Below are 13,881 nucleotides of genomic sequence, written 5' to 3'. Positions count from 1 at the left end.
TTGGCGGGACCGACCCGTCGCCGTTATCGTGAGGCCATGACCGACACCCCCCCTTCCGGCCAGGCGACCGTCCATTATGGCGACGGCGAGTTCGTGGTCCTGAAACCCGGCCGCTACGTCACCTGCGCCGTGACGGAAAAGCCCATTCCGCTGGAGACCCTGCGCTATTGGAACCCCGACCGGCAGGAGGCCTATGTCGGCCCTCTGGAGGCGCTCAGCCGCATGGGGCCGATCGATTGAGCCTGGGTCGACGCCGCCTTCTGCTGGGCGCGGGCGCGGCCCTGGCCGCCGGGTCGGCGCGCGCCCTGCCGGTCCAGTCGAGCCCCGGCCTGACCCTCGGCGGCGAATGGCGACAGGGCGGCTTCGCCTTCGGCCGCACCTGGCCCCGCGCCCTGGTCTTCGTCGACGGAGAGGCCCTGACGGCGGCGTCGGAGGCGGGCCTGTTCGTCGTGGGGTTCGACCGCGACGCCCCCGGCTCGACCCGGATCGAGGCGCGCGCCCCGGACGGCCGGACGGCGGCCCGGACCCTGACCATCGCCCCCGGGCGCTTCCCTTCCACCGTCGTCAACGGCCTGCCCCCGGCCACGGTGACCCCGACCGACCCCGAGCTTCTGGCCCGCATCCAGCGCGAGGTGGCGCTGAAGACCGAGGGGTTCGCCAGCCGCGCGCCCGGCGACGCCTTCCGTGACGGCATGGCCTGGCCCCTGGACGCCTACCGGATCACCAGCGCCTGGGGCTCACAGAGGGTGCTGAACGGCACGCCGGCGCGGCCCCATTACGGCGTCGACCTGGCCGCGCCCCAGGGAACCGCGATCAAGGCGCCGGCCGACGGACGGGTGGCCCTGGCCCGCACCGGCCTGCATTTCGAGGGCGGCCTGACCCTGATCGACCACGGCCAGGGGCTGATCACCGCCTATCTGCACCAGTCGCGCATCGACGTCGAAACGGGCCAGAGGGTCGCGCGGGGCCAGGCCATCGGCCGCGTCGGCATGACCGGGCGCGCCACCGGCCCGCACCTGTGCTGGCGCATGAAATGGCGCGACCGCAACCTGAATCCCGCCCTGATGGTCGGCCGCTCGGCGCCGGGCCTGTTGTCCGGACAGGACTGAAATCACACTAAAATAACGATTGCAGTCTAGAGATTGACCTGACCGTCGATGCGTCGACCTTCTTTCCACGGCCCCAATGGCGTCCCTCGGCAACCTCAACATCCTGCTGGTCGATGACAACCAGCACATGCGCGCCATCACCTCGGCCATCCTGCAGTCCGCGGGCGTCCGACGGCTGAAGGAGGCGCCGGACGGCGCCGCCGCCCTGGAGGCCCTACGCAACCATCCGGTCGATCTGGCGATCGTCGACTTCAACATGTACCCGCTGGACGGGGTCGAATTCACCCGCCTGGTCCGCAACAGCCCCGACAGCGCCAATCCCTATCTGCCGATCATCATGATGACCGGCCATTCGGAAAAGAGCCGGGTGACCGAGGCGCGCGACGCCGGGGTCACCGAATTCGTCGTCAAGCCGATCACCGCCAAGGCGATCCTGGAGCGGATGCAGGCGGTGATCCTGCGGCCTCGGGCCTTCGTCAAGGCCGAGACCTATTTCGGCCCCGACCGGCGCCGGCGCGTCGCCGAAGGCTACCGGGGCCCGTTCCGCCGCGCGACCGATCAGGCCCGGTCGGATGCGGGGGCCAGCCCGGCGTAGACCGCATCGGGCCACCGCTTGTGGACCCAGAACCAGTCGATCGGATGTTCGCGCACCCGGTCTTCGACGAAAGTAGTCACCGCCTGGACGCCGCGGGCGATGTCGGCGGACTTGTCGCCGGTCGCGCGAAGGGCGATCGGCTCATGCACCGTCAGGCGGAACCGCACCCCCGGCAGGCGGGTCACCGACATCGGCTGCAGCACCGTGCCAAAGCGGAGGGCCAGGCGGCTGGGCCCCGGGGCGGCGTTCACCGGCTGGCCGAAGAAGGTCACTTCCGGCCCTTCGGAGAATTTCTGGTCGTTCATCAGGGCGACCGACTCGCCCCGCTGCAGGCCCGCCAGAAGTTCGCGCGCGCCGTCGCCCCCCTTGGGCGCGAACAGCTTGACCCCATAGCGGGCCCGGTTGGCGCGGATCATGGCGTCGACATAGGGGTTGTTGGCGGCGCGATAGGTCACCTGACACGGAATCCCGGCCGCCAGGATCACCGCCGGCATCAGTTCGAAATTGGCCAGGTGGCCCGAGACGAAGACCACCGGCCGGCCGCCGTCGCGGATGGCGTCCAGCCGTTCGCCGCCGACGATCTCGATCCGGCCCGAGGCGGGCGTCAGCCGGTCCATCATGGTCAGTTCGGCGAAGGTGCGGCCGGTCTGGTCCCACTGGTCCCGCGCCAGGCGCCGGCGCTGGGCCTCGTCCATGTCCGGAAAGGCGATGCGCAGGTTCCGCATCACCGTGCGCTGGGTCCCCGTGCGCGGCCCCAGGGTCCGCAGCAGCCAGCCGCCGAAGGCCGAGGCCCGTTCGACCCCCATCAGCCTGAGGGCGGCGATCAGCACGGCGAACCCCGCCGCCTCGGCCCGCCAGGCGAGGTCCTGCATCAGGCCGGGACGGTCACCAGGCAATGGTGACGCCGCCGTCCACGACCAGGGTCTGGCCGGTCATATAGGCCGAGGCCGGCGCCGCCAGATAGACGGCCGCCCCGGCGATCTCGTCCGGCTGGCCGATCCGCTTCAGCGGCGCGGGATCGGTCACCTGCTTCAGCAGTTCGGGGTTCTCCCACAGGTATTTGGCGAAGTCGGTCTGGACCAGGCCCGGAGCGATGCAGTTGACCCGCACGTTCGACGGCCCCCACTCGACCGCCAGGTTGCGCGCCATCTGCATGTCGGCGGCCTTGGACACATTGTAGGCTCCGATCAGGGCGTTGCCGCGCAGGCCGCCGATGGACGACAGCAGGATGATCGACCCGTCCTTCCGCTCCAGCATCTGGGGCGCGATCATCTGGATCAGCCAGTGGTTCGAAATGACGTTGTTCTGAAGGATCTTCTCGAACTGCTCGTCCGAGATGCCGGCCATCGGCCCGGCGTAGGGGTTGCTGGCGGCGTTGCAGACCAGGATGTCGATATGGCCCCAGGCGGCCATGGTCTGGTCGACCAGCCGCTGCAGATCCTCCTTGGAGCCGATGTTGGCGGGCACGGCCATGGCGCGGCCGGCGCCATATCGGGCGTTGATGGCGTCGGCCGCCTCCTCGCACGGGCCGGCCTTGCGCGACGAGATCACAACCTGGGCCCCGTGTTCGGCCAGCCGCTCGGCGATGGCCAGGCCGATGCCGCGCGACGAACCGGTGATGACGGCGACTTTTCCGGACAGGTCGAACAGTTGCATGGGGATTTCCTTGGCGATTCGCGGGAGGAGCACTAGCGGTGCGCTCCTGATACCCCGATACTCGGCCGATTCCATCCGGGAAGGCGTCGACGCGTCCCCATGCGCACCATCACCACCGCATTTCTGGCCTTTGCCTATCTGTTCCTGGCCCTGACGGTCGGGACCTTCATCTGGCGCGCGGGATTCGGCGCCGGTGCGGGCGCGGCCGGGGCCGTGGGCGCCCTGGCCCTGTTCAGCGCCGTCCACGGCCTGATCGCCCAGATGTCGGACCGCCGCGCCCTGAAGAAGGAGATCGACCAGGTGCGCGAGGCCCATCGCCTGCTGGCCGACGCCCTGGAAGAGACCCAGGGGGCCCTCAGCGGCCTGGCCAAGGCGGTCGAAAGCGGCGCCCTGGACCGCACCGAGGAACTGTCGGGCGAGGTGCGGATGCTGGAAGGCCTGGTCCAGCAGATGACCGAGACCCTGGAAGACCGGTTCCGCGCCGGCCCCGTGCCGGTCTCCGATCCCGTCGAGGCCCGCCGCCAGCAACAGTCCAACGCCCTGCTGCAGACGGTGCATGAGGCGCTAAGCGACAATCGCGTCGACCTGTATCTCCAGCCGGTGGTCTCCCTGCCCCAGCGCCGGACGATCTTCTACGAGAGCTTCACCCGCCTGCGCGACGCCTCGGGCCGGGTGATGATGCCGGCCGAATATCTGTCGGTGGCCGAGGGCGAGGGCCTGGCGCCGGTGATCGACAACCTGCTGCTGTTCCGCTGCGCCCAGATCGTGCGGCGGCTGGCGCGCCAGGACCGCAAGGTCGGGGTCTTCTGCAACATCGCCCTGACCAGCCTGGGGGACGAGACCTTCTTCCCGCAGTTCCTGGACTTCCTCAGCGAGAACCGCGACCTGAACCAGGCCCTGATCTTCGAACTGGGCCAGGCGGTGTTCGACGCCCGGGGCGCGGTCGAGGCGCGCAACATGGCCAAGCTGGCCGACCTGGGGTTCCGCTTCTCGATCGACAAGGTCCAGACCCTGGACCTGGACTTCGCCGACCTGCAGCGGTCGGACGTGAAATTCATGAAGGTGGCGGCCGATCTGCTGATCGAACAGCTGCTGGACCTGGACGGCGCGGCGCCCCTGCGCTCCATGCCCGATATCCAGGCGGCGGACTTCGCCGGCCTGACGCGCCGCTACGGCATCGAGCTGATCGCCGAAAAAGTCGAGAATGAGCGCCAGGTGGTCGACATCCTGGAACTGGACGTCGCCGCCGGCCAGGGCCATCTGTTCGGCGAGCCGCGCGCCATCAAGGAACAGGTCCTGGCCGAGACCGACCCGCCGCCGGAATTCCTGCGCTCGACCCTGCGCAGCGCCGAACAGCGCCGCCGCTTCGCCTGATCGGTCACCAGGGCCGGCGGCCGTCCCGCCAGTAGATCCGCTCGCGGCCATAGCGATGGTCGCGGTTGTAGCCGGCGAAGCCATAGCCGCAGGGGTCGTCCTCGGCCGACAGCTGGGCGCCCAGAAGGCCGCCGATGGCCGCCCCGATGGCGGCCCCGCGTTCCCGGTCGCCCGATCCCGCCAGGGCCGCCCCCGCCGCCGCGCCCAGCAGGGCGCCCGAGGCCGTCGCCTGCTGGCGGTTGCGCGCATAGTCGCGCTCGCACGCCGAGGCGTAGCCGTCCGTGGTGGCGCAGCCCGCCGCCGTCAGCCCCGCAAGGCCGCAGGCCGCCGCGACCGCCGTCAGCCGTCCCCAGTCCCGATCCATGTCCCGTCTCCTTCGCCGTCGATGCGGTCTGAACACGGCAGGGACGGCGCCTGTTCCGTCTTCGGCTTCTCGCGGCGCGGTTCAGCGGCTATCTCGGGCGCATGACCCTGCCCCATCCCCTGCCCCGCCTGTCGGCCGTCGCCGGCGATTACGATGTCCTGCTGTGCGACGTCTGGGGCGTGATCCACAACGGTCGCGAGGCCTGGGAGACGCCTTGCCGGGCCCTGGCCGCGTTCCGGGCCCGGGGCGGTTCGGTGGTGCTGATCTCCAACTCCCCGCGTCCCGCCGACGGAGTGATCGGCCAGATGGAGGGCCTGGGGGTCCCGCGCCAGGCCTGGGACGCCGTGGTCACCTCGGGCGACGCCACCCGCGCGGAACTGGCCCGGCGCGCGGCGTCCGGCCCCGCCTGGATCATCGGCCCGGACCGCGACCAGGCGCTTTATGAAGGCACGGGCCTCGTCCGCGCGTCGCGGCCCGAAGAGGCGGCCTTCATCTCCGTCACCGGACCCGAGAACGACGAAACCGAAACGCCAGAGGACTACCGCGACCGCTTCGTCCCCGCCGCAGCGCGCGATCTGGAGCTGATCTGCGCCAACCCCGACCGGGTGGTCCAGCGCGGCGATCGGCTGATCTACTGCGCCGGCGCCCTGGCGGACCTGTACGAAAGCCTGGGCGGGCGGGTGGTCATGGCCGGCAAGCCCTTCGGGCCGATCTACGAACTGGCCGTCGATGCGGCCGAACGCCTGCGTGGCGGGCCCATCGACCGGTCGCGCATCCTGTGCATCGGCGACGGAGTGGTGACCGACGTCATGGGCGCCAACCGCCAGGGTCTGGACTGCCTGTTCATCGCGCAAGGGATTCATGGCGACCAGGCGCGCGGCCCCGACGGCGCCCTGGACCCCGCCCACGCGGCCGATCTGCTGAAGGCCGAGACGACCTACGCCCGCTATGCGGCGCTGGAACTGGCGTGGTGACTGTGGCCAAGCGCCGCGGTCGGCGCTAACACCCGCCCATGAGCGATCTGGTCCAAGCCCATCCGTCCGGCGGCTATATCCTGGATGAACTGTTCGTCGGCATGACCGCCGAAAAGCGCGTCGAGATCACCGAGGCGCGCATCGTCCAGTTCGCCGAGGCGTCCGACGACTTCAACCCCGTGCACATGGACGAGGCCTATGCGGCCAAGACCGCCTATCGCGGGCGGATCGCCCACGGCCTGCTGTCGGCTTCGGTCGGTTCCGCGGTGGTCGGCACCATGCTGCCGGGCGCGGGGGCGATCTTCCTCAGCCAGACCCTGAGCTTCCACAAGCCGGTGCGGATCGGCGATGTCCTGATCGCGCGGGTGACGGTGGCCGAGGTCGATCCCGAAAGCGCCCGCGTGGTGCTGAAGGCGCAGGGCCTGGTCGGCGACGAGGTGGTGATGGACGGCGAGGCCCTGGTCCGGGTGCCGCGCCGCCGCCGGCCCGCGAAGGACTGACTTGGCCGCCCGGATCATCCCCGACTGGCGCGACCTGCCGTCCGACCTGAAGGGCGCCGCCGTGGCCGTGGGCGCCTTCGACGGGGTTCACCAGGGTCATCAGGCGGTCATCGCCGACGCGGCCCGCGCGGCCCGCGACCTGGACGCCCCCCTGGGCGTCGTCAGTTTCGCCCCGCATCCGCGCCGATTCTTCCAGCCCGACGCCGCCCCCTTCGGCCTGATGACGCCGGACCAGATGGCGGCGGCCCTGGGCGAGCTTGGGGTCGAGCGCCTGTATCTGCTGCCCTTCGACGCCGAGATGGCGGCCATGAGCGACCGGGATTTCGCCGAACAGGTCCTGGCCGACGGCCTGGGGGTGCGCCATGCGGCGGTCGGCTTCGACTTCACCTTCGGCAAGGGGCGGTCCGGTTCGCCCGAGGCCCTGCGCGCCTATGGCGCCGAGCTGGGCTTTTCGGTCTCGATGACCCCGCGGATCGACGATCCGGACGGGCTGAAACTGTCGTCCAGCGCGGTGCGAGAGGCGCTGAAGGCGGGGGACATGGACCGCGCCGCCGCCATCCTGGGCCGCCCCTTCGCCATCGCCGGCGAGGTGGTGCACGGCGACAAGCGCGGCCGGACCCTCGGCGTCCCCACCGCCAACGTGACCCTGGGCGGCTATATGCGCCCGGCCTTCGGCGTCTATGCGACCCGCACCCGCCTGGCCGACGGCCGGGTGTTCGACGGGGTCGCCAGCCTGGGCGTCCGGCCGATGTGGCGCACGCCCGAGCCGATGCTGGAGGTCTGGCTGTTCGACTTCGACGGCGACCTGTACGGCCAGACCATCGAGACCCAGTTGATCGCCTTCCTGCGGCCCGAGATGACGTTCGACGGGCTTGAGGCCCTGAAAGCCCAGATCGAGGCCGACGCCGAACGGGCGCGACAGGTGCTGTCGACTATCTGAGGGTGGCGATGATCCGTTCGCGCAGCGAGGTCTCGCCCGCCGGGATCACGTCGGCGATCCGCCAGCTGGGGCCTTCCTGCTCCAGTTTCAGCACCTGGGACCGGGCCTGGCCGTCGACGGTGAAGGCGACCTGGGCGTCCGCCTTGAACCGTTCGGTCGGGATCACCGTGACCGAGGTCAGCCGCACCTGGCCGTCCTGGCAGCCGCAGACCGCATCGAAATTCAGGAAGGGGACCTGGCCCTGGTTCTGGCGGAAGTCCTCACCCATGGCGGCGTTGAAGATGCGGCCGTACAGCGGGTCGCGGCCGGGCGCCGGGGGCTCTCCGGCCGCATTGGCCTCATACATGGCGTAGAGCGCCCGGACGAAGGCTTCCGGCCCCTCGGTCGCGGCCTGATAGACGGCCGGCCGTCCGGGCGGCAGGGCCGCGGCGGCCGAGGCGTCGGCCGGTTCGGTCGCATCCGGGTCGGAACAGGCGGCCGCCGCCAGGGCGACGCCGATTAGCAGGACGAGATGGCGCATGGCGGGCTCCCTTTCGCCGCGACTATCCGCGCGCGCCGGCCGCCGGGCAAGCGGTCAGTCGCGGTCCAGCGCCTTTCGCCCCGCCTCGATCCGGGCGTTGGACTCCGCCAGGTTCTGGGCCAGGGACGGATGGCCGGGGTTCATAACGTCATCGACCCGCCAGCCGTCGGCCTCGCGTTTCAGCTTCAGCAGGGCCGTCTTGTCCTCGCCGCCGTTGACGAAGCGCACGGTCGCCTCGACCGAGCCGTCGGCGCCGACCGGCGACAGGGCCACCGCGCGCACCGCCAGCCGCTCCCAGTCCTGGCAGTCGCAGATCGGGTCGGCGTCCAGATAGGGCAGATCCTCGGTGGCCAGTTCGGCGTCGCGGCGCACCAGGGCGTTCATCCGCGCGGACCAGACCCGGTCGCCCGACCAGGGCCGGGCGTCGTCCCCGTCGGCATAGCTGGCGTAGAGGGCGCGCACGAAGGTCTCGGCCCCCGCCCCGTCCTCGGCCTGGGCCGCCGGCGCGGCCATGGCGATCAGGGTCGCGGTCTTGGGCGGCTGGGCCTCGGCCGCGCGGTCGCAGGCGGCCAAGCCCAGGAAGATCAGGGCGACGAGGGTCAGGCGCATGGTCATCCTCCGGCTGACGCCACCGTGCGGCCGCGACAGGCGCGCGCCAACCCTGCGGTTCCTGACGATCCGCGCTGGCGTCGCCCCCCCGGCCTCTGCTAGACCGCCCGGACCATGACCGTCCGCGTCGTTCGCCCGATTTCGATTAGCCGCCCGGCGTAGCGCCGCAGGGCCAAGGCCCCGTGCACGCCGGGATCGAGATCGACACGCGAACGGATCATTTTAGACGCCGAGACTGAACTCATGGCCGACGCCAAAGACACCCCTTCCACCGGCCGCGATTACCGCGACACCGTCTTCCTGCCCGAGACGCCCTTTCCCATGCGCGGCGGCCTGCCGCAGAAGGAGCCGGCGATCCTGGAACAGTGGGGCGACCTGTACGGCGACCTGCGCGCGCTGCGCCAGTCGCAGAAGGCGCCCCTGTATGTGCTGCACGACGGTCCGCCCTATGCGAACGGCGACATCCATATCGGCCACGCGCTGAACAAGACGCTGAAGGACTTCGTCGTCCGGTCGCGGTTCCTGCTGGGCTATGATGTCGACTATGTCCCCGGCTGGGACTGCCACGGCCTGCCGATCGAATGGAAGATCGAAGAGAAGTTCCGCGCCCAGGGCAAGCGCAAGGACGAGGTGTCCAAGGCCGCCTTCCGCGCCGCCTGCCGCGAATACGCCACCGGCTGGATCGAGGTTCAGCGCGAACAGTTCAAGCGGCTGGGCGTCATCGGCGACTGGGACAATCGCTACGCCACCATGGACTTCGGCACCGAGGCGGCCATCGTGCAGGAATTCCACAAGTTCAAGACCTCGGGCCAGCTGTACCGCGGGTCCAAGCCGGTGATGTGGTCGCCGGTCGAGCGCACGGCCCTGGCCGACGCCGAGGTGGAGTATCACGACCATGTCAGCCCCACGATCTGGGTGAAATTCCCGGTCACGGGGGCCGGCGACGACCAGCCCGACGACCTGCTGGCCTTCCGCCACGCCACCCCGTCGATCGTGATCTGGACCACCACGCCGTGGACCATCCCCGCCAACCGGGCCATCAGCTATGGGCCCGAGATCGCCTATGGCCTGTATGAGGTCACGGCCATGGAGACGGGGCTGGAGTTCGAGCCCTGGGCCAGGCCGGGCGAGCGGTTCATCGTCGCCGACAAACTGGCGGACGACGTGCGCAAGGCGGCCAAGATCGCCGAATGGACCCGGCTGGACGCCATCAATCCGTCGGGGCTGGAGTGCGCCCACCCTCTGGCGCCGCTGCATCCCGGCTATGGCTTCGCCGTGCCCCTGCTGGCGGGGGACCACGTGACCGACGACGCGGGCACGGGCTTCGTGCATACCGCCCCCGGCCACGGCGCCGACGACTTCGAGGTGTGGAAGGCCCACGGCCATCACGAGGTGCCCGACACGGTCGATCCCGACGGCGCCTATTATGAGCACGTCCCCCTGTTCGCCGGCCTGAAGGTGCTGGAGACCGAGGGCAAGAAGACCGGCAAATTCGGTCCGGCCAACGGCGCGGTGATGGACCGGCTGATCGAGGTCGGCGCCCTTCTGGCGCGGGGCCGGATGGAGCATTCCTATCCGCACAGCTGGCGTTCGCGCGCGCCCGTGATCTTCAGGAACACACCGCAGTGGTTCATCCGCATGGATGAGGAACTGGCGGGCGGCGACACCCTGCGCGAGATCGCCCTGCGCTCTATCGACGACACCGCCTTCCACCCGGCGGCGGGCAAGAACCGCATCCGCGCGATGGTCGAGGGGCGGCCCGACTGGCTGATCAGCCGCCAGCGCGCCTGGGGCACGCCCCTGGCCATGTTCGTGGACAAACAGACCGGCCACCCCCTGCATGATCCGCAGGTCGACGCCCGCATCGTTCAGGCCATCCGCAGCGGCGGCGCCGACGCCTGGTTCGAGACGCCCGACGCCGACTTCCTGGGCGCCCACGATCCGGCCCGGTACGAGAAGGTCGAGGACATCCTGGACGTCTGGTTCGACAGCGGCTGCACCCACGCCTTCACCCTGGAGCCGCGCACCCCGGAACAGGGCTATACCGGCGACCGCCCGTCGCACTGGCCCGCCGACCTGTATCTGGAAGGCTCGGACCAGCATCGCGGCTGGTTCCAGTCCAACATGCTGGAAGGCTCGGGCACCCGTGGCCGCGCGCCCTACAAGGCCGTGCTGACCCATGGGTTCACCCAGGACGAGAACGGCGAGAAGATGTCCAAGTCCAAGGGCAACACCGTCGATCCGGCGGTGGTGATCAAGGAGAGTGGGGCCGACATCCTGCGGCTGTGGGTCGCCCTGGTGGACTATGCCGAGGACCAGCGGATCGGAAAGCAGATCCTTCAGACCACGGTCGACGCCTATCGCAAGCTGAGGAACACCGTCCGTTACCTGCTGGGCGCCCTGAACGGGTTCGAGGAGGCCGAACGCCTGCCGCTGGACCAGATGCCGCCGCTGGAGCGGTTCATCCTGCATCGCCTGTGGGAGTTGGATGGCCAGGTGCGGGCCGCCTACGCCGACTATCGCTTCCAGGACGTGGTGCGGCCGGTGCTGGAGTTCTGCTCCGGCGACCTGTCGGCCCTGTATTTCGACATTCGCAAGGACAGCCTGTACTGCGACCGGCCCGACGCGGTGCGCCGCCGCGCCGCGCGCACGGTGATGGACGAAGTCTTCCTGCGCCTGACCGCCTGGCTGGCGCCTCTGACGCCCTTCACCATGGAAGAGGCCTGGACGACACGGTTCCCCGAGGGCGGCTCGAACTGCGCCCGGGTGATCCCCGAGACGCCGGCCCAGTGGCGCAACGATGCGGAGGCCCAGCGGTGGGGCCGCGTCAACGCCGTGCTGGAGATCGTCAACGAGGCGCTGGAAACGGCGCGGCGGGACAAGGTGATCGGCGGCGCCCTGGACGCCTGGCCGCGCGTGACCGGCCCGGCCGAATCCCTGTCGGCGTTCGAGGGTCTGGATGCGGCCGAGGTGTTCCGCACCTCCGGCGCCGAACTGTTCCCCGGCGGAGAGGCGGTGACGGCGGAGGTCCGGCTGGCCGAATACGCCAAATGCGCCCGGTCCTGGCGTCGCGTGCCGGATGTCGGCTCGGACCCGGACTATCCGGACCTGTCCGCCCGCGACGCCGATGCGGTGCGCTGGCTGGACGCGCGACAGCGGGCGGGAAGCTGAAACTCGATCCGTGATCGGATCAAAAACTTTCCTCTCGCGGCGCGATCCTGATACCCTTCCTTCCCCCCGGCCCGCGGGGGAACGGAGGAATGCGCCATGCTGTCGAACGCCGAACTGATCCTGCGCCTGCTGCTGGCGGCCGGTTTCGGCAGCGTCATCGGGGTGGAGCGCGAGCGCCAGCTGTGGTCCGCGGGCCTGCGCACCCACATGCTGGTCAGCGTCGGCTCCTGCCTGCTGATGATCGTCTCGTCCTGGGGCTTTCAGGACATTCTGGGCCAGCCCCATGTGGTCCTGGACCCCTCGCGCGTCGCGGCCCAGGTGGTGTCGGGCATCGGCTTCCTGGGGGCCGGTTCGATCCTGCTGCGCGGCGAGGTCATCAAGGGGCTGACCACGGCGGCCAGCATCTGGGCCGTGGCGGCGATCGGCCTGGCGGTGGGCGGCGGCCTCTATGCCGCGGCGGTGGCGGCCACGGTGACGATCCTGGTCATCCTGACCCTGATGCGGCCGGTGGGACAGGTGGTCCGCCGCCGGCGCCAGCCCGCCGGCCTGCTGGTGCGGGCCGATACGGGGAGCCTGCCGCTCAGCGCCGTCGAACGCGCCCTGGGCCCCCGCTTCGCCGCCGTGTCCCAACTGGTCCTGGCCCCGTCGCCGGACGGCCTGCAAGACGTTCTGCGTCTGCGGCTCAGGGGCGCCGCGCCCGGGGTCGGCGACGCGATCCGGGCCGATCTGGCCGCCCTGCCGGGCGTGGTCGAGATCCGCGACATCGAGCAGCGTCGCAAATCGCGGCGAACCGCGGACTGAGCCGCCCTCCGGCGGATTTTCGCTTCGCCCCGCGCGCGGTTCCTGCTACCGGCGCGGAATGAAGATCACTCGCCTCGCGGTCACCGCCTACGCCTTCGCGGCCGTCATCATCCTGGTCGACCAGCTGACCAAGCTGTGGGTCCTGGACGGGCTGGACATAGCCGAGCGCGGGGTGATTCCGGTCCTGCCCTTCTTCCGGCTAAGCCTGGTTCACAACGACGGGGTCAGTTTCGGCCTGTTCGGCGGCGGCTCGGCGCGCTGGGTGCTGACGGTCTTTTCCCTGGCGGTCGCGGGCCTGCTGGCCTGGTGGGCCAACCGCACCGACCGTCGCCTGATGACGGCCGCCATCGGCCTGGTCATGGGCGGCGCCCTGGGCAATGTCATCGACCGCATCCGCTTCGGCCATGTGATCGACTTCCTGGACTTCTCCCAGACCGGCGTCTTCCCCTGGGTCTTCAACGTGGCCGACAGCGCCATCACCGTGGGGGTGATCCTGCTGGTCCTGGACAGCCTGCGTTCCGAACAGGCGGCCAAGGTTGGCGCGGCCCCCGAAAAGTCGTAATGACGCGGTCTTGCTGAGACCGAGATCGCGCGCACGCCGCGCCTGGGAGCCCGAACCGTCCATGCGAATCCGTCGCTTCGCCGTCCTGTCCCTGATCGTCGCCGCCGGCCTGCCCCTGGCCGCCTGCGGCAGCTTCAGCCGGGCCCTGGGCGCGACCAAGGTGGTGCCGGACGAGTTCGTGACCGTCTCGACCGCTCCGCTCAGCGTGCCGCCGGAATACGGGCTTCTGCCGCCCGCGCCCGGCCAGCCCCGGCCCCAGGAACTGGCCCCCGAAAGCGCCGCCCGCCAGATTCTTCTGGGCCAGCGTCAGGCCGTGACCCGCACCCCCGGCGAACAGATGCTGGCCGCCCAGGCCGGCGCCGACCGGGCCGATCCCCTGGCCCGCTATGTGATCGACGACGAATTCGGCGACCTGGCCCACAAGGACTCCAGCTTCGCGGACCGCGTCCTGTTCTGGCGCCGCAACGACCCGGCGACCCAGGCCCCGACCCAGACCCAGACCGCGTCCGGCGCCGTCACCATCGATGCGGCGGCCGAACAGGCGCGTCTGCAGGCCCTGACCGGCGATCGCGGCGCCATCGTCTTCGCCCCGCGCCGCAGCGGCTTCAAGCTGCCGGGCCTCTGAACCCGGGGCGCCGTTTGCCGCGCCTCGCTTTAGCCGCTATCAGCAAACAGCGTGGCCGAACCGACGCCGGTTGGGGCGTCG

The 13,881-nt window shown here is 70.5% G+C and carries 17 protein-coding genes; 11 read left to right on the top strand and 6 right to left on the bottom strand.

The features are described 5' to 3' along the window. Positions 1–36 precede the first annotated feature (36 nt). The 3 genes from KF910_RS09365 (at position 37) to KF910_RS09355 (ending at position 1,704) form a co-directional block, all read left to right on the top strand. A complete protein-coding gene (locus tag KF910_RS09365) occupies positions 37–240 on the top strand; it encodes a DUF2093 domain-containing protein (protein WP_292261019.1) in 204 nt (67 codons plus the stop codon). After that, complete coding sequence (locus tag KF910_RS09360; protein ID WP_292261017.1) at positions 237–1,109, top strand: M23 family metallopeptidase; 873 nt, start codon at positions 237–239, stop codon at positions 1,107–1,109. The genes KF910_RS09365 and KF910_RS09360 overlap by 4 nt, the downstream gene beginning before the upstream one ends. Positions 1,110–1,185: 76 nt before the next feature. Next, the gene (locus tag KF910_RS09355) at positions 1,186–1,704 is read left to right on the top strand and encodes a response regulator (protein WP_292261015.1); all 519 of its coding nucleotides are present in this window, start codon (positions 1,186–1,188) and stop codon (positions 1,702–1,704) included. Here KF910_RS09355 and KF910_RS09350 read toward each other — a convergent pair. Further along, positions 1,668–2,576: a lysophospholipid acyltransferase family protein gene (locus tag KF910_RS09350; protein WP_292261014.1), complete on the bottom strand. Its 909-nt coding sequence runs from the start codon at positions 2,574–2,576 to the stop codon at positions 1,668–1,670. The two genes, KF910_RS09355 and KF910_RS09350, sit on opposite strands and share 37 nt — an antisense overlap. Positions 2,577–2,589: 13 nt before the next feature. Further along, positions 2,590–3,360, bottom strand: coding sequence for an SDR family NAD(P)-dependent oxidoreductase (locus tag KF910_RS09345; protein ID WP_292261012.1), 771 nt, complete (start codon positions 3,358–3,360; stop codon positions 2,590–2,592). 99 nt (positions 3,361–3,459) lie between these two features. Between KF910_RS09345 and KF910_RS09340 the strand changes: the two genes are divergently transcribed. Next, positions 3,460–4,734, top strand: a complete 1,275-nt coding sequence (locus KF910_RS09340) for an EAL domain-containing protein (protein ID WP_292261010.1) — start codon at positions 3,460–3,462, stop codon at positions 4,732–4,734. A 4-nt stretch (positions 4,735–4,738) separates the two neighbouring features. Here the strand turns inward: KF910_RS09340 and KF910_RS09335 are convergent, their stop codons facing one another. Beyond that, positions 4,739–5,098, bottom strand: a complete 360-nt coding sequence (locus KF910_RS09335) for a glycine zipper domain-containing protein (RefSeq protein ID WP_292261009.1) — start codon at positions 5,096–5,098, stop codon at positions 4,739–4,741. A 101-nt stretch (positions 5,099–5,199) separates the two neighbouring features. Here KF910_RS09335 and KF910_RS09330 point away from each other — a divergent pair, with 101 nt between their 5' ends. From KF910_RS09330 to KF910_RS09320, 3 genes are read left to right on the top strand one after another with little or no spacing between them, the layout of a single operon-like run. Then, complete coding sequence (locus KF910_RS09330; protein WP_292261008.1) at positions 5,200–6,072, top strand: TIGR01459 family HAD-type hydrolase; 873 nt, start codon at positions 5,200–5,202, stop codon at positions 6,070–6,072. Between the two features lie 38 nt (positions 6,073–6,110). After that, positions 6,111–6,572 carry a MaoC family dehydratase gene (locus KF910_RS09325; protein WP_416354695.1) on the top strand — a complete coding sequence of 154 codons (462 nt, stop codon included), beginning with the start codon at positions 6,111–6,113 and terminating at the stop codon, positions 6,570–6,572. A 1-nt stretch (position 6,573) separates the two neighbouring features. Next, positions 6,574–7,512, top strand: coding sequence for a bifunctional riboflavin kinase/FAD synthetase (locus KF910_RS09320; protein WP_292261006.1), 939 nt, complete (start codon positions 6,574–6,576; stop codon positions 7,510–7,512). Here the strand turns inward: KF910_RS09320 and KF910_RS09315 are convergent. The 3 genes from KF910_RS09315 to KF910_RS09305 all read right to left on the bottom strand — a co-directional run bounded on the left by KF910_RS09315 (position 7,505) and on the right by KF910_RS09305 (position 8,862). Beyond that, a complete protein-coding gene (locus tag KF910_RS09315) occupies positions 7,505–8,032 on the bottom strand; it encodes a DUF3828 domain-containing protein (protein WP_292261004.1) in 528 nt (175 codons plus the stop codon). The two genes, KF910_RS09320 and KF910_RS09315, sit on opposite strands and share 8 nt — an antisense overlap. 54 nt (positions 8,033–8,086) lie before the next feature. After that, entirely contained in the window at positions 8,087–8,641 is a 555-nt protein-coding gene (locus KF910_RS09310) for a DUF3828 domain-containing protein (protein ID WP_292261002.1), read from the bottom strand. A 98-nt stretch (positions 8,642–8,739) separates the two neighbouring features. Then, positions 8,740–8,862, bottom strand: a complete 123-nt coding sequence (locus KF910_RS09305; RefSeq protein ID WP_292261000.1) for a hypothetical protein — start codon at positions 8,860–8,862, stop codon at positions 8,740–8,742. A 22-nt stretch (positions 8,863–8,884) separates the two neighbouring features. Between KF910_RS09305 and ileS the strand changes: the two genes are divergently transcribed. The 4 genes from ileS to KF910_RS09285 all read left to right on the top strand — a co-directional run bounded on the left by ileS (position 8,885) and on the right by KF910_RS09285 (position 13,800). After that, positions 8,885–11,812: an isoleucine--tRNA ligase gene (gene ileS / locus KF910_RS09300; RefSeq protein ID WP_292260998.1), complete on the top strand. Its 2,928-nt coding sequence runs from the start codon at positions 8,885–8,887 to the stop codon at positions 11,810–11,812. A 96-nt stretch (positions 11,813–11,908) separates the two neighbouring features. Continuing rightward, positions 11,909–12,613 (top strand): MgtC/SapB family protein, encoded by a 705-nt coding sequence (locus tag KF910_RS09295; RefSeq protein WP_292260996.1) that lies wholly within the window; start codon positions 11,909–11,911, stop codon positions 12,611–12,613. A 58-nt stretch (positions 12,614–12,671) separates the two neighbouring features. Beyond that, positions 12,672–13,175: a signal peptidase II gene (lspA, locus tag KF910_RS09290; protein ID WP_292260995.1), complete on the top strand. Its 504-nt coding sequence runs from the start codon at positions 12,672–12,674 to the stop codon at positions 13,173–13,175. A 61-nt stretch (positions 13,176–13,236) separates the two neighbouring features. Further along, the gene (locus KF910_RS09285) at positions 13,237–13,800 is read left to right on the top strand and encodes a DUF3035 domain-containing protein (RefSeq protein WP_292260993.1); all 564 of its coding nucleotides are present in this window, start codon (positions 13,237–13,239) and stop codon (positions 13,798–13,800) included. Positions 13,801–13,881: the final 81 nt, after the last annotated feature.

Source organism: Brevundimonas sp. (assembly GCF_019636155.1).
Lineage (GTDB): Bacteria > Pseudomonadota > Alphaproteobacteria > Caulobacterales > Caulobacteraceae > Brevundimonas.
The sequence above is the reverse complement of the archived record's forward strand: the minus strand, read 5'-3'. Positions and strand labels throughout refer to the sequence as shown.